This window comes from Paraburkholderia piptadeniae (genome assembly GCF_900007165.1).
Classification (GTDB): domain Bacteria; phylum Pseudomonadota; class Gammaproteobacteria; order Burkholderiales; family Burkholderiaceae; genus Paraburkholderia; species Paraburkholderia piptadeniae.
Genome location: NZ_CYGY02000032.1, coordinates 303,707 through 325,615, shown reverse-complemented (window position 1 = coordinate 325,615; position 21,909 = coordinate 303,707). Strand labels below are relative to the sequence as shown.

At 63.4% G+C, this 21,909-nt stretch carries 16 protein-coding genes and 1 tRNA gene; 10 read left to right on the top strand and 7 right to left on the bottom strand.

From position 1 onward, the window contains the following. Positions 1-117 precede the first annotated feature (117 nt). The gene (locus tag BN2476_RS18020; protein WP_087735508.1) at positions 118-1,569 is read right to left on the bottom strand and encodes a YadA family autotransporter adhesin; all 1,452 of its coding nucleotides are present in this window, start codon (positions 1,567-1,569) and stop codon (positions 118-120) included. A 542-nt stretch (positions 1,570-2,111) separates the two neighbouring features. On the opposite strand from BN2476_RS18020, the gene BN2476_RS18015 reads away from it, so the two are divergent. From BN2476_RS18015 to BN2476_RS17995, 4 genes are all read left to right on the top strand, one after another. Beyond that, positions 2,112-3,125, top strand: a complete 1,014-nt coding sequence (locus tag BN2476_RS18015) for a YVTN family beta-propeller repeat protein (protein WP_087735507.1) — start codon at positions 2,112-2,114, stop codon at positions 3,123-3,125. 102 nt (positions 3,126-3,227) lie between these two features. Beyond that, a complete protein-coding gene (locus BN2476_RS18010) occupies positions 3,228-4,211 on the top strand; it encodes a sterol desaturase family protein (RefSeq protein ID WP_087735506.1) in 984 nt (327 codons plus the stop codon). Between the two features lie 215 nt (positions 4,212-4,426). Next, positions 4,427-5,305: an EI24 domain-containing protein gene (locus BN2476_RS18000; RefSeq protein ID WP_087735504.1), complete on the top strand. Its 879-nt coding sequence runs from the start codon at positions 4,427-4,429 to the stop codon at positions 5,303-5,305. Between the two features lie 19 nt (positions 5,306-5,324). Continuing rightward, entirely contained in the window at positions 5,325-6,161 is an 837-nt protein-coding gene (locus BN2476_RS17995) for a competence/damage-inducible protein A (RefSeq protein ID WP_087735503.1), read from the top strand. A gap of 192 nt (positions 6,162-6,353) precedes the next feature. Here the strand turns inward: BN2476_RS17995 and BN2476_RS17990 are convergent, their stop codons facing one another. Beyond that, positions 6,354-6,818: a rhodanese-like domain-containing protein gene (locus BN2476_RS17990; protein WP_087735502.1), complete on the bottom strand. Its 465-nt coding sequence runs from the start codon at positions 6,816-6,818 to the stop codon at positions 6,354-6,356. 447 nt (positions 6,819-7,265) lie between these two features. Between BN2476_RS17990 and glnA the strand changes: the two genes are divergently transcribed. The 3 genes from glnA (at position 7,266) to ntrC (ending at position 11,615) form a co-directional block, all read left to right on the top strand. Beyond that, positions 7,266-8,681, top strand: coding sequence for a type I glutamate--ammonia ligase (gene glnA, locus BN2476_RS17985; RefSeq protein ID WP_087735501.1), 1,416 nt, complete (start codon positions 7,266-7,268; stop codon positions 8,679-8,681). Between the two features lie 241 nt (positions 8,682-8,922). Further along, positions 8,923-10,065, top strand: a complete 1,143-nt coding sequence (gene glnL / locus BN2476_RS17980) for a nitrogen regulation protein NR(II) (protein ID WP_087735536.1) — start codon at positions 8,923-8,925, stop codon at positions 10,063-10,065. 35 nt (positions 10,066-10,100) lie between these two features. After that, complete coding sequence (gene ntrC, locus BN2476_RS17975; RefSeq protein WP_087735500.1) at positions 10,101-11,615, top strand: nitrogen regulation protein NR(I); 1,515 nt, start codon at positions 10,101-10,103, stop codon at positions 11,613-11,615. A gap of 77 nt (positions 11,616-11,692) precedes the next feature. Here ntrC and BN2476_RS17970 read toward each other — a convergent pair whose 3' ends face one another. Next, positions 11,693-12,982 (bottom strand): amidohydrolase family protein, encoded by a 1,290-nt coding sequence (locus BN2476_RS17970; protein WP_087735499.1) that lies wholly within the window; start codon positions 12,980-12,982, stop codon positions 11,693-11,695. Positions 12,983-13,180: 198 nt separating this feature from the next. Between BN2476_RS17970 and BN2476_RS17965 the strand changes: the two genes are divergently transcribed. From BN2476_RS17965 to xth, 3 genes are all read left to right on the top strand, one after another. After that, positions 13,181-13,885 (top strand): aspartate/glutamate racemase family protein, encoded by a 705-nt coding sequence (locus BN2476_RS17965; protein WP_087735535.1) that lies wholly within the window; start codon positions 13,181-13,183, stop codon positions 13,883-13,885. A gap of 104 nt (positions 13,886-13,989) precedes the next feature. After that, positions 13,990-14,066, top strand: a tRNA-Met gene (locus tag BN2476_RS17960). Between the two features lie 166 nt (positions 14,067-14,232). Further along, complete coding sequence (gene xth / locus BN2476_RS17955; RefSeq protein ID WP_087735498.1) at positions 14,233-15,009, top strand: exodeoxyribonuclease III; 777 nt, start codon at positions 14,233-14,235, stop codon at positions 15,007-15,009. 125 nt (positions 15,010-15,134) lie between these two features. On the opposite strand, the gene BN2476_RS17950 is transcribed toward xth, so the two are convergent. The 4 genes from BN2476_RS17950 to BN2476_RS17930 all read right to left on the bottom strand — a co-directional run bounded on the left by BN2476_RS17950 (position 15,135) and on the right by BN2476_RS17930 (position 21,404). Further along, entirely contained in the window at positions 15,135-17,249 is a 2,115-nt protein-coding gene (locus BN2476_RS17950) for a M3 family metallopeptidase (RefSeq protein WP_087735497.1), read from the bottom strand. A gap of 572 nt (positions 17,250-17,821) precedes the next feature. Continuing rightward, entirely contained in the window at positions 17,822-18,679 is an 858-nt protein-coding gene (gene folD / locus BN2476_RS17945) for a bifunctional methylenetetrahydrofolate dehydrogenase/methenyltetrahydrofolate cyclohydrolase FolD (RefSeq protein WP_087735534.1), read from the bottom strand. 348 nt (positions 18,680-19,027) lie between these two features. Next, positions 19,028-20,026, bottom strand: coding sequence for a DUF2950 domain-containing protein (locus BN2476_RS17935; RefSeq protein ID WP_087735533.1), 999 nt, complete (start codon positions 20,024-20,026; stop codon positions 19,028-19,030). Positions 20,027-20,060: 34 nt separating this feature from the next. Continuing rightward, entirely contained in the window at positions 20,061-21,404 is a 1,344-nt protein-coding gene (locus BN2476_RS17930) for a DUF3300 domain-containing protein (RefSeq protein WP_438942885.1), read from the bottom strand. Positions 21,405-21,909: the final 505 nt, after the last annotated feature.

The following is a 21,909-nucleotide window of genomic DNA, read 5'->3' as shown; positions in this document are numbered from 1 at the left end:
CATTGGAGCGCTTGTTGCGCAGTGTGGCGTGGCCTTGCGAAAGCGGACGAAAATCACGAGGGCAAAATCACACCCTGTGATTTTCGTCGTTCGCTCACTCGCGAGGAGACATGCGTCTCACCAGTGCATCCCCGCGCCAATCGACGCGCCGACTTCGCCGCGCGAGCTTGCCGTGCCCTGGAGCTTGTACACCCACTTGCCCGTGTCCGACAGTTGCGACACGCCGACCGCCATCGCAGACTGTCCGCCGTACGTGCCCGCTGCCAGCGCGACCAGGCCGCGACCCGGCAGCACCGCTTGCGGAAGGCCCGCCATCGCGATCGCCGCGGCTGTGCCGCCGTAGCCGTCCTTGCGAACCGAGCGCACCTTGTCGTCGGTATAGCTCTTTGCCTGGCCGACTGCGCCGCTCACGCTCTGGTTCAACTGGTTGACGTTGACGGCGTCCGTGCCCTGCACGCCTGCCGCGACGTTCGTGATTTGCCGCTCCTCGCCAGGCGCACCGACCGATACGGTATTCGCGCGATCGGCGACCGAGCCCTGGCCGAGCGCGACCGAATTATCCGCGCTCGCGTTCGAGCCTGCGCCCAGCGCCACCGCGTTTGCGCCGCTCGCCTGCGCATTGGCGCCCGCGGCGATGGAGTGTGTGCCGCTGGCCACTGCCGGTTCAGTGGCAGGCGAGCCTTCGGCGCTGAACATCGGATTCGACGTGTTCACCGTGATGTTGCCGACTGCGCTGTCGAGCAGCGCGGAAAGCTGGCCGAGGTTGACGGCATCATGGGCGTCGACGGCATCCGCGACGTTGCGGATGCGGGTGCCGCCGTTCGCCGGGTCGCCTTGCAGCGTGACGCTGTCGTGGTTGACCGTGCCGTCGGGGTTGCGGTCGTACATCACAGCGCCGTCAGATCGCCTTGTCACAGCGCCCAATTCGTCGTCGAGCCGGCTCCTGACCGCCGACAATTCGCCGTCGAACCTGTTCGTGACGGACTTCAGTTGCGCGACATTGACGGCGTCCTGATCGGCGCGTCCCGGCGCGACGGTGCTGATCGTACGGTTGCCGACGTTGACTTCACCAGACGATGACTGCGGCCCAGTCAACCCGAAAGCCGTATAGCCGATCTGCGTGCCGAACAGGGTGACCGAGCCCGAACCCAGCGCGATGCTGTTGCTGAAGGTTGCCATCGAATTCGCGCCGAGCGCGAGTGACTGGAACGCGTTCGCCTGGGCGGTGTCGCCCAGCGCGGTTGACGCGCCTGCCATCGCGCCCGCATGCGCGCCGATCGCCGTCGCATTGTTGCCGGATGCCGTCGAGGTGTCGCCGACGGCCACCGCATTCACACCGCCGGAATACGCGGTATTGCCTAGCGCGACGCCCGTCGTGTCGACAGCGACCGAACCATTGCCAATCAACACCTGGGCGTTGGCGTTTGCCACTGCGGACGACAGCGCCAGGCACGCAAGCATCAGTTGCGCGCGCCGGCGCGAGCGTGTCGCCGGCTGTATTTCGACTTCGTTCAAGGCGGCGCAATAGGGTGCGAAGTGAGTTTGCGCCATTTCAATCGTCATTTTCATGCCTCAAAACTCCGGATAAAGCAGAACAGCAATGACTCGGATACGCCTCGCGGCTGGACAAGCATCGGTTATGGCAAGACCCGCTTTGCTGGAATGGAGAAGATGCTTGTGAAGGCGCGGGCTCGTTCAAGCCGCGCTGGCCGGCTCGCATCCGTTTTGCTGGCAAGCGTCAAAACGGGTATTGCATCCACGGATTTTTTGGCGGATGACAAAGCGTCGATATGAGGTAATTCTTAATTAATAACGATCTGAATTTTCCGTCTGCAATCAGTGAAAACGGGTGGTGATTAATCCAGTTTTATTTGCGGATTTATGAGCCGGATTAGCGATCGGCATTGGAATTTCAAAGGCAGAAATTGGATTGATCGGGCTATGCGAACGTCGATGTTCGGGCCAGCGCACCAACGGCAAAAATGCCCGCGTCGGATCGCGCAAAGCCCTTGCGTCAACGCGCCGCAAGGGCCTGTTTTTCCGCGATCCGGGTCAACCGTTGGGCCGTGCAAACGTTCTACAATGGCGACTGTCCCCTGATGTGAGTTTTCATGCGCAAATTTTCCCTTCCCGGCTTGACCAGCACGTTTGCAGCCGGCGCTGCGCTCGTCGCGGCAGCAAGCTTCTTCTCCCCGGCGGTTCATGCGAACAACGTGATCGTGCTCAATTCCGGCGAAGCCACGCTGAGCCTGATAGACGAGGCCACGCGTCAGGTTGTCGATACCGTGCCGACCGGCAAGGAGCCGCATCACCTGATGGCGACGCCGGATAATTCCTCGCTGATCGTCGCGAATTCGGTGTCGAACAATCTGATGTTCGTCGACCCGAAAACAGGCAAGCTGCAGCGCTGGATCGAAAACATCGAAGATCCCTATCAGATCGGTTTTTCGCCGGATCGCAAGTGGCTCGTGACGACGGGCCTGCGCCTCGACCGGCTCGACATTTACCACTACGACGGCCACAACATGACGCTGGCGAGCCGTCTGCCGCTCGCGGTGATGCCGAGCCACATCGCGTTCACGAACGACAGCAAGACGGTGTTTATCACGCTGCAGGTGTCGGGCGAACTGGCGGCCGTCGATCTCGCCACGCAGACGGTCAAGTGGAAGATGAAAGTCGGCAAGGTGCCGGCCGGCCTGTGGATGACACCCGGTGACAAGTACCTGCTCGTCGGCATGACGGGCGCGGACTATGTGGCTGTCGTCGACTGGAGGAACCAGAAGGTCGTGAAAACGATCACGACGGGCAAGGGCGCGCACAACTTCCGCTCGCTCGCGGACGGCAAGCACGTCGCGGTGTCGAACCGGGTGGCAAGCACGATCAGCATCATCGACGAAGACACGCTCACCAACGTCGGCGACATCACGGGCCTGATGCCTGGACCGGACGACATGGAACTTTCCGCGGACAAACGGTATCTGTGGGTGACGTTCCGTTTCGCGAAGCATGTCGGCGTGATCGACCTGAGCACGCGCAAGCTGATCCAGACGATCGCCGTGGGCCGCTCGCCGCACGGCATCTATTTCTTCGATCGCGCGCCCGTCACCGCGCCGAACGGAGCGTAATGCGACGTATGACGCAGGCGGCGCGCGTTGCCTGAGCGCCCGCCTGCGAGCCGCGAAGCCAAGCGGTAAAGTCATGGGTAACGCCGAACGACGAAGAGCACGATGTTCCATCTGATCGTTTCCAATCTCGATAGCTTCATCTCGTCGATCCAGACGCTTCTGTACGTCGATGTCGTGCAGCCGCTGCTGTTTCGCTTCGACCTGATGGACTACGACGAAGACACGTACGACAGCCTCTACTGGTTGATCGTCGGCGTGCTGGAAGTGCTCGCGATGTACGCGCTGCTGCGGCCGCTCGAAGCGCTGCGGCCGGTGGAGCAGTGGAAGGACCGCAAGGCGGTGCGCGTCGATGTGCTGTACACGTGGATCGCGAAGCTCGGCATTCTCAACCTGTTTTTCTTTTTCGCGCTGCAGCCGTTTTTCGACTCGGTGCAAGGCTGGCTGCGCCTGCATGGCATCGCGAATATCGAGCTAGACAATCTGTGGCCCGGCGTGACGACCCAGCCGATCGTCACGTTCATCATGTATCTGCTGGTGCTCGATTTCGCCGGCTACTGGTATCACCGCGGGCAGCACGGGATCGGCGTCTGGTGGGAACTGCACGCGGTGCATCACAGCCAGCAGCAGATGTCGCTCTGGGCCGACGACCGCAACCATCTGCTCGACGATCTGCTGCAAGCGTGCTTCTTTGCGGTTATCGCGCTCTTCATCGGCGTGCCGCCGTCGCAGTTCGTCGTGTTGGTCGCCGTCACGAATCTTGCGCAGAGCGTGCAGCACGCGAACATTCGCATGTACTTCGGTTGGTTCGGCGAGCGCCTGCTCGTCAGCCCGACGTTCCATCGCCGTCATCACGCGATCGGTTACGGCCACGAAGGGTTGAAGTACGGCTGCAATTTCGGCGTGCTGTTTCCGTGGTGGGACATGATGTTCGGCAGCGCATCGTGGAGCCGCGAGATGGAGCCGACAGGCATCCGCGATCAGCTCAGCGGCCGGCACTACGGCGAAGGCTTCTGGGAGCAACACTGGCTGGCGTTCGTGCGCATCGCGCAGCGCATCGGCGGCAAGAAGCAGCGGCGCGCGGCCTGACGCACTGTCGACGTACTTTCTCCATTGCCTTTTTCACAAGCGCACGCGCGCCCGGCGATCGCCGGCTTCGCGCTCGTGGATCAGGCCGGCGCGGCGGCGCACGCACATTGCTATCCACGCCGCAAGTCCTGCATTCGCCGTCCGAACTCGACGTGGTTTATCCTGTCCACGTTTCCTTCTTTTCCCTGCGTTCCGGCTACTGTCATTGACTTCGCATGAATGACCTCTTGCGCTCGTTTGGGCGCGCGCTTTCTTCCGTGCTGCATCCGCGCATGCTCTGGCTGACGTTCATGCCGTTTGCGGCGGCGGCGATTGTCTGGGGCGTGGTCCTCTGGTTTTCCTGGCAGACGCTGATCGGCGCGACGCGCAGCTGGCTCGAAGGCTGGCCGCTCACGACGACGCTCTACAGGCTGTTCGACTGGCTCGGGTTTTCATCGCTGCATGCGGCCGTTGCGCCGTTCATCGTGATCGCGGTCGCGATACCCCTCATCGTCGTGACGGTGCTGCTGCTGATCGCGACGCTGTCGATGCCCGCCGTGATCCGGCATCTGTCCGCGCGTCAGTTCGCCGGGCTGGAGATGCGGCGCGGCGGCACGTGGTACGGCAGTCTCGTTCACTCGCTCTGGACGACGCTCGTATGCCTGGTGGTACTCGTGGTCACGCTGCCTCTGTGGCTGATTCCGCCTTTTTTCGCGCTGATCCCGCCGCTGCTGTGGGGCTGGCTCACATATCGCGTGATGACGTATGACGCGCTCGCGCTGCACGCGAGCAGCGAAGAGCGGCGCGCGCTCGTGAGCCGACACCGTTTGCCGCTGCTGCTGATCGGCGTGGCGAGCGGGCTGCTCGGCTCGCTGCCGACGCTCATCTGGGCGTCGTCCGTCTGGCTGATCGTGCTGTTCCCTGTCATGACCGCGGCGACCATCTGGATCTATGCTTTCATCCTGGTGTTTACGGCGCTGTGGTTCGGCTTCTACTGCCTGCGCGCGCTGCAGCGGATGCGCGCCGACGAGCACGGCGCGAATGGTCATCACGGTCGGGATGGCCCGCATGATGGTCCATACGGTGCGCGGGACCCGGCGCGCATTTCCTACTGACATTCGACACGAGGCTGCAATGGCATTTGGCGTCATCATCATCGGCGATGAAATCCTGTCGGGCAGGCGCGTCGACAAGCATCTGCCTAAAGTTATCCAGCTTCTGAGCGCGCGCGGGCTGTCGCTCTCATGGGCCGAATATATCGGCGACGATCCCGCGCGCATCACGGCGACGTTGCACCGCTCGTTCGCATCGGGCGATGTCGTGTTCTCGACGGGCGGCATCGGCGCGACGCCGGACGATCACACGCGCCAATGCGCGGCCGCCGCGCTCGCCGTGCCGCTCGAACTGCATCCGGAAGCGAAAGTGCTGATCCAGGAGCGCATCCGCGAGATGCATCCGGCCAATGCGCCGGCACCCGTCGATTTCTATTCGCCCGAGAACCTGCATCGTCTGAACATGGGCACGTTTCCGCGCGGCGCGTCGATCATTCCGAATGGCTACAACAAGATTCCTGGCTTCTCTGTCGGCGATCATCATTTCGTGCCCGGCTTCCCGGTGATGGCCTGGCCGATGATCGAGTGGGTGCTGGATACGAAGTATGCGCATCTGCATCACTCGACGCCGCATGCGGAGAAGTCTTTGCTGGTGTTCGAACTGCCCGAGTCGACGCTGACGCCGTTGATGGAAAAGATCGAGCACGACTTCCCGGGCGTGCGCGTGTTCAGCCTGCCGAGCGTCGGCGATGCCGAGCGGGGCGGCATTTACGCGCGCCGTCATATCGATCTCGGCGTGAAGGGCGAGCCCGAGGCCGTCGCGGCGGCGTTCGTCAAGTTGCGCGAAGGCGTGCATCTGCTCGGCGGGGATATCGTCGAGCCGGAAGCGGTGATGGCGCAAGCCCGGTCGCGCGGCTGATCGCGGCGAGTTGTCGGCGCTGCGCAGGAGGGCATACAACGCGCGCCGTCCGAAGAACATCATCCGCGTGTCATATCGCGCGCGGACGATTCAACTGGAAGCGCAAACGAAAGCGGCGCACGGTTCACACCGTGCGCCGCGTGATTCTGGAAAGCCCTGGGCTTCCGTTCGTCGTGTTTGAGTCGTTGCGTCTTACGCGCCGATCCAAGGCAAGCCGCGGAAACACCAGCCCGAAACCGTCTTGCGATGCCCTTGGCCATCCTTGTCGCCTTCGAAGCCTTCGAGCAGATCCAGCGCCTTCGTGAATCCGGCCTGCGTCGCGGCAATCGCGGCGAGCTTGGAGCGCGCGGCGCTGCGGCACAGGAGCAGCACGGGCGTATCGGGTGTCGCGATCTGGCGCAGCTGGTCGATGAACTCGACATTCGGCACGCCGCCCGGATAGCGCGTCCATTCGACATGCGCATACTGGCCATCGCCGACGACGGGGCGGCCGACCCAATCGAGCTCGGCGCGCGTGCGGACGTCGACGAGGCGGGCGCGCGGGTCGAGTTGCAGAAGCTCGAACGCTTCGGCAGGCGTGACGGCGCCCGCATACGGAAGCTGGTTTTCGACACGGCGCTTTTCAGCCTGGCTGTACAACTGTTCGAGCGTACTCATGACAGCAGATCTCCTCGGAGCCAAAAAATCATTCTAGCAAGCACGCGCATGCCGGGCCGCACAATCGAAAGCGAAAGTCGACGGTACGCGGCGTGCTTCATTCTGGTGCAAAATGGGCTTCATGCACCAGAATGGAATATTAAGCAGGTGCGGATTTTTATGATGCACGTCGATGGTGCAACAAGGCGGCTTTAAGCCGCGCAATTCCCGCAAACGGTGTGCGCCGGTTCCCCGCAAAGGCGCGTCAGCGTTGGCGCTGCGACGAGTCGGCGCATGTTCGACCAAAATATGGCATGGAAGCTGCTTTATTGGTCCCGATCGAACTGGCCCGACGCCAGAAACGGTCGACCCCAATATGCCGGTATTCGAGGGGTGGACGCGTCGGGGCTGGTCAGCTAGATTGGGCGGCGGCTCAACCCGCCGAATTCGTTAATCAGGAGATAGGTTATGAGTAAATCCGTGGCCGACGTCATGCAACTCGTCAAGGACGAGGACGTCAAGTTTGTCGACTTCCGTTTCACCGACACGCGCGGCAAAGAGCAACACGTTTCGGTGCCGGTGTCGGCATTCGACGAAGACAAGTTTGAAAGCGGCCATGCATTTGACGGTTCTTCGATTGCCGGCTGGAAGGGCATCGAAGCATCGGACATGCTGCTCGTGCCGGATGCGAACACTGCCTACATCGACCCGTTCTACGAAGAGTCGACCCTCGTGCTGACCTGCGACGTCGTCGAACCGGCTGACGGCAAGGGCTACGAGCGCGATCCGCGCTCGCTCGCGAAGCGCGCCGAAGCGTACCTGAAGAGCACAGGTCTCGGCGACACGGCCTTCTTCGGTCCGGAACCGGAATTCTTCATTTTCGACTCGGTCCAGTGGAACACGGACCAGTCGGGCTGCTTCGTCAAGATCGGCTCGGAAGAAGCACCGTGGTCGTCGGGCAAGGAATTCGATGGCGGCAACACGGGCCATCGTCCGGGCACGAAGGGCGGCTATTTCCCCGTTGCCCCCGTCGACACGTTCCAGGACATCCGCTCGGAAATGTGCCTGCTGCTCGAACAGATCGGCATTCCCGTTGAAGTTCACCACCACGAAGTGGCGGGCCAGGGCCAGAACGAGATCGGCACGAAGTTCTCGACGCTGGTTCAGCGCGCTGACTGGACGCAGCAACTGAAATACATCGTCCACAACGTCGCGCACACGTACGGCAAGACGGCGACGTTCATGCCGAAGCCTGTCGTCGGCGACAACGGTTCGGGCATGCACGTTCACCAGTCGATCTGGAAGGACGGCCAGAACATGTTCGCAGGCAACGGCTATGCTGGCCTGTCGGAATTCGCGCTGTTCTACATCGGCGGCATCATCAAGCACGCTCGCGCGCTGAACGCGATCACGAACCCGGGTACGAACTCGTACAAGCGTCTCGTGCCGCACTTCGAAGCACCCGTGAAGCTCGCTTACTCGGCACGTAACCGTTCGGCATCGATCCGTATTCCGCACGTCCCGAATCCGAAGGGCCGCCGTATCGAAACGCGCTTCCCGGACCCGCTCGCGAATCCGTACCTGTGCTTCTCGGCGCTGATGATGGCAGGTCTGGACGGCGTGCAGAACAAGATCCATCCGGGCGAAGCTGCGGACAAGAACCTATACGACCTGCCGCCGGAAGAGGATGCAAAGATCCCGACCGTGTGTGCCGGCCTCGATCAGGCGCTGGAAGCACTCGACAAGGATCGCGAGTTCCTGACGCGCGGTGGCGTGTTCACGGATGCGATGCTCGACGCTTACATCGAACTGAAGGAAAGCGAACTGCAACGCGTGCGTATGACCACGCACCCGGTCGAATTCGAACTGTACTACTCGCTGTAAGAGGCGCTGCGCCCTGTTCGCACGTTTGCGGGCAGGCGTAGCCCTGACGCTGCGATCGGTCATGAAGGGACGGCGGCGCCGTCCCTTTTTCGTTGGATCGAGGCGATGACTGTTCTATTGCAGATTGATGTTGCCGTATTGAACCGCGTGCGCTGAAGCCCGCTTCACCATCGCTGTCGGCCGGAGTTGGCGCTCTAGCGCTTGCTCCAGCCTCATGCAACGCTATCTACCCGACTGCAAGATGGTACTGAAGAACCTGATCAAGGCCAGAAAAGGGCATACCGACGCGCTGTCGGACGATGTGCAGCTCGTCGAGTCCGGTTTGCTGCCGGGCTTCGAGGCGTTGCCCACCGTCGTGCTCGTGCTCGACAAGCGAACGCTGCGTGTCGCGTTCGCAAACCCGTCGGCGGAATCGATGCTCGAAATGTCGCGCCGGCAACTGACGCAGATGGCATGGCCCGACATCTTCACGAACGGCGAGGAACTGACGGCGACCATCGCCGCGATCGCCGCGCACCGTTTTCACGCGACGCATCTCGATGCCGTGCTCGAGCGTCCCGGCCACGAGCCGCTGCACGTGCATGCCGTCGTCGGATTTCTGGAGAGCGTGCAGGACTATGTGCTGCTCGAACTCTTCGAGAACGAGCGCCACCTGCGCTCCGATCGCGAAGAACGCATTCACGATCTGACGGCCGTCAACAAGCAGCTGATCCGCAATCTCGCGCATGAGATCAAGAATCCGCTCGGCGGCATTCGCGGCGCGGCGCAATTGCTCGAGTTCGAACTCGGCGCGCGCGAACGCGACGAGTTGCGCGAGTACACGCAGGTCGTCATCAAGGAATCGGACCGGCTGCAGACGCTTGTCGACCGGCTGCTCGAACCGCATCGTCATCCGCATATCGTCGGCGACGTGAACATTCACGAAGTGTGCGAGCGCGTGCGCGCGGTGATTCTCGCGGAGTTTCCTCGCGGCCTCACGATCGAGCGCGACTACGACGTGAGCGTGCCCGATCTGCGCGGCGACAAGGAGCAACTGATCCAGGCGCTGCTGAACATCGTGCGCAACGCGGCCGAAGCATTGCGGGAACGCATCTCGCAAGGCGATGCGCGCATCGAGTTGCGTACGCGTGTCGCGCGCAAGGTGACGATCGCGAAGCGCCTTTGCAAGCTGGCACTGGACTTGCATATCGTCGACAACGGGCCCGGCATTCCCGAAGAGATACGCGAGCGCATTTTCTATCCGCTCGTATCGGGGCGCGACGATGGCAGCGGTCTTGGCCTCACGCTCGCGCAGACATTCGTGCAACAGCACGAAGGGATGATCGAAGTGGAGAGCCGTCCGGGTCACACCGAGTTTCAGATTCTGCTGCCGCTCAACTGCTGACACGACACGCAATACAAGACTTCTGACGGACCTATATGAAGCCGATCTGGATAGTAGACGACGATCAATCGATCCGCTGGGTGCTCGAAAAAGCACTCGCACGCGAGAACTTCGCGACGCGCAGCTTCGCGAACGTCCGCGAAGCCGCGGGCGCGCTGGAACACGACAGCCCGCAAGTGCTCGTCTCCGATATCAGGATGCCAGGCGGCTCCGGGCTCGAACTGCTGCAGACCGTGCGCGACCGGGTGCCGGGGCTGCCCGTCATCATCATGACGGCGTTCTCGGACCTCGACAGCGCGGTCGCCGCATTCCAGGGCGGCGCATTCGAATACCTCGCGAAGCCGTTCGATATCGACAAGGCCGTCGAACTGATTCGTCGCGCCGTCGACGAAAGCGTGCGCGGCGAGCATACATGGGACGACCGTGTAGCCGAAGCGCCGGAGATGCTCGGCCAGGCACCCGCGATGCAGGACATGTTCCGCGCGATCGGCCGCCTGTCGCATTCGGCGGCGACCGTGCTCATTACGGGCGAATCAGGCACTGGTAAGGAACTTGTCGCGCGCGCCTTGCACCGACATAGCCCACGCGCGAACGGTCCGTTCATCGCGCTCAACACGGCAGCGATTCCGAAAGATCTGCTGGAATCCGAACTGTTTGGTCATGAGCGAGGCGCGTTCACTGGCGCGCAGGCGATGCGCCAGGGCCGGTTCGAGCAGGCTGAGAACGGCACACTGTTTCTCGATGAAATCGGCGATATGCCCTTCGACTTGCAGACGCGTCTGTTGCGCGTGCTGTCCGATGGTCAGTTCTATCGCGTCGGCGGACACAACCCGCTGCGCGCGAACGTGCGCGTGATCGCCGCGACGCATCAGAATCTCGAATCGCGCGTGCGTCAGGGTCTGTTCCGCGAGGACCTGTATCACCGGCTGAATGTGATCCGCTTGCGTCTTCCCGCGTTGCGCGAGCGAAGCGAAGACATTCCGCTGCTGACGCGTCACTTCCTGCAGAAAAGCGCGCGCGATCTCGGCGTCGAGCCGAAGCGCGTATCCGATGAGGCATTGGCGTATCTCTCGTCGCTGCCGTTTCCGGGCAATGTGCGCCAGCTCGAAAACCTCGCGAACTGGCTCACCGTGATGGCGCCCGCGCAGACGATCGAGGTCAAGGACTTGCCGCCCGATCTCGTATCGACGCAACAGGCCGGCGCGGAGCTCATGTCGCCCGGCGGGGTGGTGCCGATCGATGCCGTGGCGGGCACAGGCTTAGCAAACGGCACGGCGCCGCCTCTGCCAAGCACGCCCGCCGTGCAGGGCGGCGCGGCGACACCGTCGCCTGTCGCCGCATGGGAGAGCGGACTGCGCACCGAAGTCGCGAAGCTCCTGCGCGAGAACGCCTCCGATGTGATGGACGAGCTGTCGCGCCGGTTCGAGGCGGCCGTGATCCGCGAAGCGCTCGACTTCACGCGCGGACGCAAGGTGGAAGCGGCGGAGCGTCTTGGCATCGGACGCAATACGATCACGCGCAAGATTCAGGAGTTGAACCTCGAATCCTGAGCTCTGATGTATCCGACTTCGTTCAGGTGATGGAAACCAAAGCGGCTCGACGGCGCCACGCGCCATCGAGCCGTTTTTTATTCGCGATGCAGCTTGAAATCCACTTCCTCTGGCCGCCCTTCGAGCGACAGGTGCGCCCGCGCCGCCGGCGCGCGGCTCACCACTTTCCCTCGACTCACGACGGCGAGCCGCGCCGCGCGCAAGCGTATCGCTTCGACGGCATCGCGCGCATCGAGCACGACGAGGTTCGCATCGCAACCCGGCTCGATGCCGTAACCTTCGAGCCCGAGGATACGCGCCGCGTTCGCCGTGACGGCATCGAAGCACGCATGCATCGCGTCGATGCCCGTCATCTGGGCGACGTGCAGACCCATATGCGCCACTTCGAGCATGTCGCCGGAACCGAGGCTGTACCACGGGTCCATCACGCAATCGTGACCGAATGCGACGTCGATGCCCGCCGCCATCATCTCCGGCACGCGTGTCATGCCGCGCCGCTTCGGATACGTATCAGAACGCCCTTGCAGCGTGATGTTGATCAGCGGGTTCGCGATGGCCGCGACGCCTGCCTCGCGCATCAGCGGCAGCAGCTTGCTGACGTAGTAGTTGTCCATCGAATGCATCGACGTCAGATGCGAGCCCGTCACGCGGCCTTGCATGCCGAGACGGTAAGTCTGCGCGGCGAGCGTTTCGATATGACGCGACATCGGGTCGTCCGATTCGTCGCAATGCATGTCGACGCGCAAGCCTTTCTTGGCCGCGAACTCGCATAGCAGGCGCACCGACTCCGCGCCGTCCGCCATCGTGCGCTCGAAATGCGGAATGCCGCCGACCACGTCGACGCCCATCGCGATCGCGCGCTTGAGGTTGTCGAACGCGCCCGCGCTGCGCAGCAGTCCGTCTTGCGGAAACGCGACCAGTTGCAGATCCATATAACGCGCGACGCGGCGCTTCACTTCGAGCAGCGCTTCGACGGCGAGCAGGCGCTCGTCGCACACATCGACGTGCGTGCGGATGGCCAGCAGCCCGCGCGCGACGGCCCAATCGCAATACTGCAACGCGCGCGCGACGAGCGCTTCCTGTGTCAGATGCGGCTTCAGTTCGCCCCATAGCGCGATGCCTTCGAGCAAGGTGCCCGACGCGTTCACGCGCGGCAAACCATACGAGAGCGTCGCGTCCATATGGAAGTGCGCATCGACGAACGGCGGCGCGACGAGCGAACCGTCCGCGTCGATTTCTTCGCGCGCGGTGGCTGCGAGCGCGGGCTCGACGGCGGCAATTCGGCCGCCCTCGATACCGATGTCGACGGGGCCATTCGATTGCGCCGCGCTGCGCGGCAATACGGCACGACGGATGATCAGGTCCATTGGCGGCTCCTTTGCATGACACCGATTCTATCGGCGGAACAAAGGCGTGTGGCGCTGATCCCGCATCGTCCCGACGGCATAGGACAAACGACCATGCTGTACCGGCTGGCAGCACGCGATGCGTACCGCTCGCGCGTGCGCCGCCGTCCTATACTCGGCGGACGGGACACAACCAACATGAACGGGCACGGAAACGAGATGAAGACGATAGGCGTGATCGGCGGGATGAGCTGGGAATCGTCGGCCGAGTACTACCGGCTGATGAACCGTCAAGCGAAGGCGCGCCTCGGCGGCCATCACAACGCGCGCAGCCTGATGCTGACCGTCGATTTCGCACCCGTCGAAGCAAATCAGCGCGCAGGCGACTGGCATGCGCTCGGCGCGCAGATGGCCGATGCCGCGCGGCAACTGGAGCGCGGCGGCGCCGATCTCGTGCTGCTCGCGACGAATACGATGCACCGCGTGTACGAAGCGATCGAGACGGCGATCACCGTGCCTTTCCTGCACATCGCCGACCCGACGGGCGAAGCGCTGCGCGCGGCAGGCATCGAGCGTGTCGGCTTGCTCGGCACGCGCTATACGATGGAGCAGACGTTCTACGCCGGGCGCCTGCGCGAGCGTTTCGGGCTCGACACGCTGGTCCCCAATGACGAAGGCCGCGCGAACGTGCACCGAATCATCTACGACGAGTTGTGCCATGGCGTGATCGAGCCGCATTCGCGCGCGATCTATCGGAACGTGATCGAGGCTTTGAAAGCGCGCGGTGCGCAAGCCGTCATTCTTGGCTGCACGGAGATCACGCTGCTGATCGAACAGGAAGACTCCGCGCTGCCTGTCTTCGATACTACAGCGCTGCATGCGCAACGGGCCGTCGACTGGGCGATCGACGCGGACCCGAAGTGAGCCTGATACGCCATCATCGCCGGCCTCTAGCAGAGGATAGTTAAAAAAATTCGCTCAAGTGTTTGACGCGTGAAGCAGGTGTCAGTACAATTCGCTTCCTCTGACGCGGGGTGGAGCAGTCTGGCAGCTCGTCGGGCTCATAACCCGAAGGTCACAGGTTCAAATCCTGTCCCCGCAACCAGTTTCATGGCATCGTGTTCTGCTCCACACGGCCCCAGCATTCGAAGCCCGCATCGCTGCAAGCGTTGCGGGCTTTTGCTTTTTTACTTGCGCACGTTGCGGCACCGAGCCGCGTTGCGCGATCGCGGTAAGATTCCATCCTGCACCCGAGAGAACGAGAACGAGCGATGAAATTAGCCACGTGGAACGTGAACTCCCTGAAGGTTCGTCAGCAGCATGTGATCGACTGGCTCGAACTCAGCCAGACCGACGTGCTGTGTCTTCAGGAACTGAAGCTGCCCGACGAAAAATTTCCGCGCGCCGAACTCGAAGCCAAGGGCTACCGCAGCTGGTTCGCGGGACAGAAGACCTATAACGGCGTCGGCATTCTCGTGCGCGACGGCGTGAGCGTCGATGAAAGCAACATCGTGCGCAACATTCCGGGCTTCGACGACCCGCAGCAGCGCGTGATCGCCGCAACCATCGATGGCGTGCGCGTGATCTCCGCTTACTTCCCGAATGGCCAGGCGCCCGGCACCGACAAGTTCGCGTACAAGCTGCGCTGGCTCGATGCGCTGCACGATTGGATTGTCGGCGAACTGGCGCAGTATCCGAAGCTCGCGCTGCTCGGCGACTACAACATCGCACCCGAAGACCGCGACGTGCATGATCCGAAGGCGTGGGAAGGGCAGAACCTCGTGTCGCCGGAAGAGCGCGCGCAGTTCCAGCGTCTCATCGAACTCGGCCTCGTCGATTCGTTCCGGCTCTTCGAGCAGCCTGAGAAAACCTTCACGTGGTGGGACTACCGGATGCTCGCGTTCCGCCGCAATGCGGGTCTGCGCATCGACCACATTCTGTTGTCGAAGCCGCTCGCGGCGAGTTGCACGCATTGCGACGTCGACAAGACGCCGCGCAAGTGGGATCAGCCTTCGGATCACGCGCCCGTCATCGCGTTGACGGAATAAGCGCACGCGCGAATAAAAAAGCGGGTCCGGTTGTCCCGAACCCGCCTTGTGGCAGAACGCGCGAGCGGCTACGTTAAAGCGCTATTCACGGGCGCACAGGTTGCGCGCCCGTGCACGCAGCAACATCAATGCGCAGCCCCAGGCACCGCGCCAGGCGCCATGCCGTTGTGACGCAACAGTGCGTCGATATTCGGCTCGCGGCCGCGGAATGCCTTGAACGATTCCATCGCGGGACGGCTGCCGCCCACTTCGAGAATCTCCTTGCGATACCTCGTGCCCGTCGCCGCATCGAGCACGCTGCCGGTGCCCGACTGCGCCGCTTCTTCGAATGCCGCATACGCATCGGCGGACAGCACTTCAGCCCACTTGTAGCTGTAGTAGCCCGCCGCATAACCGCCCGCGAAGATATGGCTGAACGTATTCGGCCAGCGCGAGAACGCAGCCTGCGGAATCACGTGGAAGCGCTCGTTGATTTCGCGCGCGAGATCGTTCGCGCTCTTCACACCGGACGTATCGAAGTCGACGTGCAGCTTCATGTCGAACATCGAGAACACGATCTGACGCAGCGTGCCCAGGCCGCTCTGGAAGTTCTTCGCGGCGAGCATCTTGTCGAACAGCTCGCGCGGCAGCGGCTTCGCGGTATCGACGTGCGAAGTCATGTCGCTCAGCACGTCCCACTCCCAGCAGAAGTTCTCCATGAACTGCGACGGCAGCTCGACGGCATCCCATTCGACGCCGTTGATGCCCGACACGCCCAGTTCGTCGACGCGCGTCAGCATGTGATGCAGCCCGTGCCCGAACTCGTGGAAGAGGGTGATCACTTCATCGTGCGTGAAGCACGCGGGCTTGCCGCCGACGGGAGCCGAGAAGTTGCACGTCAGATACGCGACGGGCGTTTGCACCGCGCCGTCGACGGGCTTGCGGCGCGAGCGCGCATCGTCCATCCATGCGCCGCCGCGCTTGCCTTCGCGCGCGTACAGGTCGAGATAGAACTGCGCGACGAGGCCGCCGTCCTGATTCTCGACGCGGAAGAAGCGCACGTCCGGATGCCACGTCGCTGCTTCGTCGCGGCGGATCTTCACGCCGAAGAGCGTCTCAGTGACCTTGAACAGGCCCTTGAGCACCGTGTCTTCCGGGAAATACTGCTTTACTTCGTTTTCGGAAAACGAGTAGCGCTTCTGACGCAGACGCTCGGCGGCGAACGCGACATCCCACGGCTGCAATTCGTCAAGGCCCAGCTCGTTCGCGGCGAACTCGCGCAGCTCCTGCCAGTCGTGCTCGGCGTGCGGACGCGCGCGCGTCGCGAGGTCTTCGAGGAACGTCATCACCTGCTTGGGCGACTCGGCCATCTTCGGCGTGAGCGAAACTTCAGCGAAATTTTTGTAGCCGAGCATATGCGCTTCTTCTTCGCGCAGCTTCAGGCTTTCGGCGATGTTCGCGGTGTTGTCCCAGTCGGTGTTGCCCTTGCCGTATTGCGGCCCGAGCTCCGATGCGCGCGTGACGTAGGCGCGGTACATCGTCTCGCGCATCGCGCGGTTTTCCGAGTACTGCATCACCGGGAAGTACGACGGGAAATGCAGCGTGAACTTCCAGCCGCTCTTGCCGTCGCGCCCGGCCGCTTCGCGGGCGCCTGCGATCACGTCTTCGGGCAGCCCGGCCAGCTCGTCCTGGCTTTCGGCGATATACGCATATGCATTGGTCGCGTCGAGCACGTGATCCGAAAACGCCTTCGACAGCGCGGCCTGACGTTCCTGCAGTTCCGCGAAACGTGGCTTCTGGTCTTCGGGCAGTTCGGCGCCCGACAGTCGGAAGTCGCGCAGCGCGTTGTTCAGGATCTTCTTGCGCTCGCCCGTCAGCGATTCGAAATCGCTGGCCGCGGCGATCGCCTTGTACTTGTCGTAGAGCGCGAGATTCTGCCCGACGCTCGACCAGAACTCGGTGACGCGCGGCAGGTTCTCGCCATAGACGGCGCGCAACTCGGGCGTATCGGCGACGGCGTTCAGATGGCCGATCACGCCCCATGCGCGCGACAGCGGTTCCGTCGCGCGTTCGACGGGCTCGACGATGTCGGCCCACGACGCGGGCGTCGACGGCTCGCTCGCGCGGTCGACGGCGGCGTTCGCATCCGCGAGCAGCACGTCGAGGGCAGGCGTCACGTGTTCGGGGCGGATCTCGCCAAAGCGCGGCAGGTCGGAGAAATCGAGGAGCGGATTGTCGGATGTCGATTGGGATGTGGACATGTTGCTTCCTGTCTGACGCGTTGAGTGAAGGCCCGGATGACGGTCAGCCGGGCCCGAAACGGAGCGGCGCACATGGCACGGCCCGCGCGCGTGCGGGCCGCCGTCTGGCGTCCTGTGGAGCATATTGGGGCGCCATTCGCCATTTCCAGCCGGGATCGATCGGTTGCAGCACAAATTATCAGAACTGCCGCCCGCGCGCAGAAGCTGCGGGTTCACGCATATTTGTACCAGAACGGGAAAGCGGCAAGCGGACGGTCGCAACAGGGAATTTCGCGGATCGTTGAACGGTCGGCGCGCGCGTCTCGCGTGGGTCTTGCACGTTTCTCGTGCGTACCTGTCGTTCGCGCGGATTTCGCATCCTTCAAAATTGCCGCTCGTCGTGGCGCGGCGGCCGCTTCGCAGCAGGTAGCGTCCCGATGACTCAGCGGTCCGAAAGCGCGCCGACGACGGCAGCGGATCTGACCGTCCGCTGGCCGCCTTTCAGATGATGCGCTGATCCGCTGATGGCACGCGCGCGGACGGCTATGCAATCCGCGCGATCCGACCAAGAGGGCGGTTGTCCCGAGGACCGTTCAGGCCTTGCCTGCCGCGCGCTCGGCCGCTTCGATCGTGTTGACGAGCAGCATCGTGATCGTCATCGGGCCGACGCCGCCCGGCACGGGCGTGATATGGCCGGCCACTTCCTTCACGTTCGCGAAGTCGACGTCGCCGCACAGCTTGCCGAGATCGTCGCGATTCATGCCGACGTCGATCACGGTTGCGCCGGGCTTCACCATGTCGGCGGTCAGCGTGTTGCGCAGGCCCGTCGCGACCACGACGATATCCGCATTGCGGGTGTACGCGGCGATATCGCGAGTCTTGCTGTGGCAGACCGTGACTGTCGCGTTTGCCTGGAGCAGCAGCAGCGCCATCGGCTTGCCGACGATGTTCGAGCGGCCGATCACGACGGCGTTCTCGCCCTTCAATTCGATGCCATACGCTTCGAACATCTTCATCACGCCATACGGCGTGCACGGGCGAAAGAGCGGCTTGCCCGTCATCAACGCGCCCGCGTTCGCGACGTGAAAGCCGTCGACGTCTTTCTCGGGTGCGATCGCTTCGATCACCTTGTGGCTGTCGATATGCGCGGGCAGCGGCAGCTGCACGAGGATGCCGTGAATCTTCGGATCGCGGTTGAGTTCGTCGATGTGCGCGAGCAGTTCCGCCTCCGTCATGCCGGCGGGATAGCGGTCGTACGACGAGAAGAGTCCGTTGTCCTCGCAGGCTTTGACCTTGTTGCGGACGTAAACCTCGCTGGCGGGATTGTCGCCGACGAGCACGACGGCAAGACCGGGCTGATGTCCACGGGCGGTGAGGGCGGCGGCGCGCGTGGCGACGTCGGCGCGCAAGGTCTTGGAAAGGGCGATGCCGTCGATCAGTTTGGCTGTCATGGTCGGTCGAGATACGGAGTTCGGAATGCGGGCGGGGCGGGCAGGCGCGGGGCGTTTGATCACGTTGCCGCGCATGCAGCGCGTGCTGCGCGCGCGTTCGCGACATGTGCGCTCTCGCGCGGCCGTCGCGAATCGCACGGATGGCGCTCGAAGGCAGGAACAGGTCGCGTGCCGAAAAGCGCACGGCGCGAAAACCGCGCCGCAGCGAAGTTCGACATTATACCGTCGGGGATGGGATCGGTTGGCTTCGCGGATCAGCACACTGGCCGCCGCCGGGGCAGGCGGCCAGTGCGACGCGCGGTCATCGCGAAGATTTCAACGCGCGGTCAAGGTACGATCAGCGCGCGTTCAGGGCTGCGTCGCCGTCCACGACGAATCGGGATTGAACGACGTGATCGCGCTCGCCGCGCGTGACGTCTGCGCGCCGAGATTCTTCTCGTAGACCTGCCCCTTCTGGTTGACGATGAAACTCATCACGCCCGTCTTGCCGTATTCCGCCGGCCACGCGACGAGGCCGAAGCCTTTCGACAGCGCGCCGTCCTGCACGTAGTTCTGTGCGCCGCCCTCGGCGTTCGCGCCCTGCGACGTGAGGATGCGGTAGTGATAGCCGTTGTACGCCTCGCCCGGCGCGACCTGATGCGGCATCGTCGCGGCGAGCGGCCCGAGCGGGCTTTCGGCCTCGCCGGGCGCCGTGGGCCAGTAGAGTCCGTCGCGCTGGCCGGGCGAACTGATGAACTTCTGCGCGTAGTGCTGCATCTGGCTTCGATAGTCGTTTTGCGCATCGACGTACGCGAGCGACGTGAGAATTGCCGCGCGCTCGTTGCGGCCGATGCGGCGCGTGAGCATTTCGTCGGTGGCGGCGGGCGTGTCGAACTGCCAGCCGCGCGCGCTCTGCACGATCGGAATCGGCAGCGTCCATCCATTCGCGCCGACGGCCAGATGCACGCTCTTGCGGCCGTGGCGCGGCGCCGGATCGTCGACGATCTGATGGCCATTCGCCCATTGCCCGAGGAACGCATAGATGTCGTCCTCGCCGATGTTGGTGGTCGGGATGTAGCGGCCGTAGTTCTTGCCGAGCACTTTCTCCATCGCCGGATGGTCGTTCGTTGCGAGGGCGTCGGCAAACGCGCTGGCGGCGGCGTCGGGCGTCGGATAGAAGGCTTGTGCAGCGGCGGGTTGCGCGACGGCGAATATCGTCACGGCGACGACGGCCGCGAGCGCATTCGATGCGCGCGCAAACGGCAAGACGGTTGAATCGGGTGGAACGTGTGAAAGGGCAGCGCTCGGCGCAATCTGGCGCGCGCAAAGCAGCGTGCGCAGCGCGCGGCGGGTCGAAATGCGGATCATGTGTGCCTCCTGTCGATCGTTCGTGATCGTTCGCTCAGCGGCGATGGAACTGGCGTCCGCCACCACCGCCTGCGCCGCCGCCAAAGCCGCCACCGCCCCGGGCTCCGCCTCCGCCGCTGAAGCCGCCGCCTGCCTGTCCTGCGCCGCCGGCCCCGGGCCGGCTGCCTCCCGCCTCGCCGCCGCCGAGCTGCTGACCGCCGCCGCCCGCGCCGACACGGTTGCTCGCGCCACCGTTGCTCGCGAGCGACTGGCGGCTTGCCTGTCCGCGCTGCAAATCCTGCCGCGAGCCCGCGCCATCGCCGGCGCCGCGCAATGCGTTGTCGCGGTTCATGTTCTGCGCGCTGTTGCGGATCTCGCCCGCGTTCGCGCCGCCTTGATGGATGTTCTGCACGCGCTGGCTCGCGTTGCCGCTCAGGTTCTGACCGGTGCGGTTCTGCAGCGTTTGTTGCGCCTGTGTGCGCGATGCGTCGCGTCCGCGATATTGATCGCGTTGCGCGGCCAGATTGTTGTTGATGTTGGCATTGTTGCGATTGATGTTCGCGTTGTTGCGGTTGACATTCGCGTTGCGATTCCAGTTCGAGGTTGCGGTGTTCGAATTGATCCGGTTGTTGACGTTGACGTTGTTGTAACGATTGACGTTGATATTGACGTCATGGTTGTTCCAGTTGAATCCGCCCCACAGCGAATTGACGACGGCCACGCCCGCGCCGAATGCAAGCCCCGCCGCGAAGCCCGACGCGATCGCGTAACCGGGAGGGGGCGGCACATACACGGGCGGATAGGCGGGATAAGGCCATGCGCCATACACGACGGTCGGGTTGTACGTCGGCACGTAGACCACTTGCGGATTGGCCGGCTGGATCTGGATCGTGTTCTGCTCGACGATCACCTTCTGCTGTTCGGTCGTCTTCAGATTGCCCGCCGACTGCGCCTGCTTGCGCAGCCGCTGCACGGAGTCCATCACATCGTTCGGCTGCGCGAGAAACGCGTTGCCGAGCTGCGTGACCCAGTCGGGCTTCGAGGCCATCGTCGCGAGCACCTGCGGGAACGCGACGAGCGATTGCACGCTCGGGTCCCACGGTTCCGATGCGACGGCTTTGACGGCATCGTCGCCCTTGTACTGCGTGTTCGACTTCGACCACGCGGCGGCCGCATCCACGTCCTGCGGAAAGGTCGACGCCATCAGCACCTGCGCGAGCAGCGCATCCGGATAGAGGGCGATGGGCGCCGTCAGCGAATCGAGTTGCTGGTTCGTGATTTTCGCGGGTGTCTGCGCAACGGCGTCAACGGGTGCGACGATGCCCGCGGCGAGCGGCATGCCCGCAAGCGCCGCGCAAAGCAGCCATGTGCGGGGCCGGTAGCGTTCATATCGATTCACGGTGAGAACCTCCTTGCTGCGTTGTGAGCGCGGCGGGTGTCAGTCGAATCCGACGTGCCGCGACGCGTGTTGTGGCAATGGAGCGATGGGGGAGCGAGGGTGTAAATCGACTGATAATGGAAGTGAGGTGCGCGCGCAAGCGCTACGTGAACCGGCGATATGCGCGATGTGAGCGCTGTATGTCGCGTGCATCGCAGTAGCGTTGATGGCGGAAACGGCGACAGAGTGAGGGCGACGTATGAAAACGCGGCTCGTCGCGCGATGCGACTTAATCTGGATGACTAATGAAAGGCGGCGTGCGCGCGAGACGGGAGCCGATGGAGGCGAAGCGCGAAGACGCGTGAAGCGGTGTAAAGAGGGGACGCGACGAATCGACGAAGGACGCCGCGAAAGCGGCGCCACGTGATGGCCTCAACGATGCTTCGGACGCCCGCGCAACACGCAAGACAAACCGCGGGCGAGGGCTCCGGGGCCGCCATCACTTGATGACGCCCGCATGGCGCGC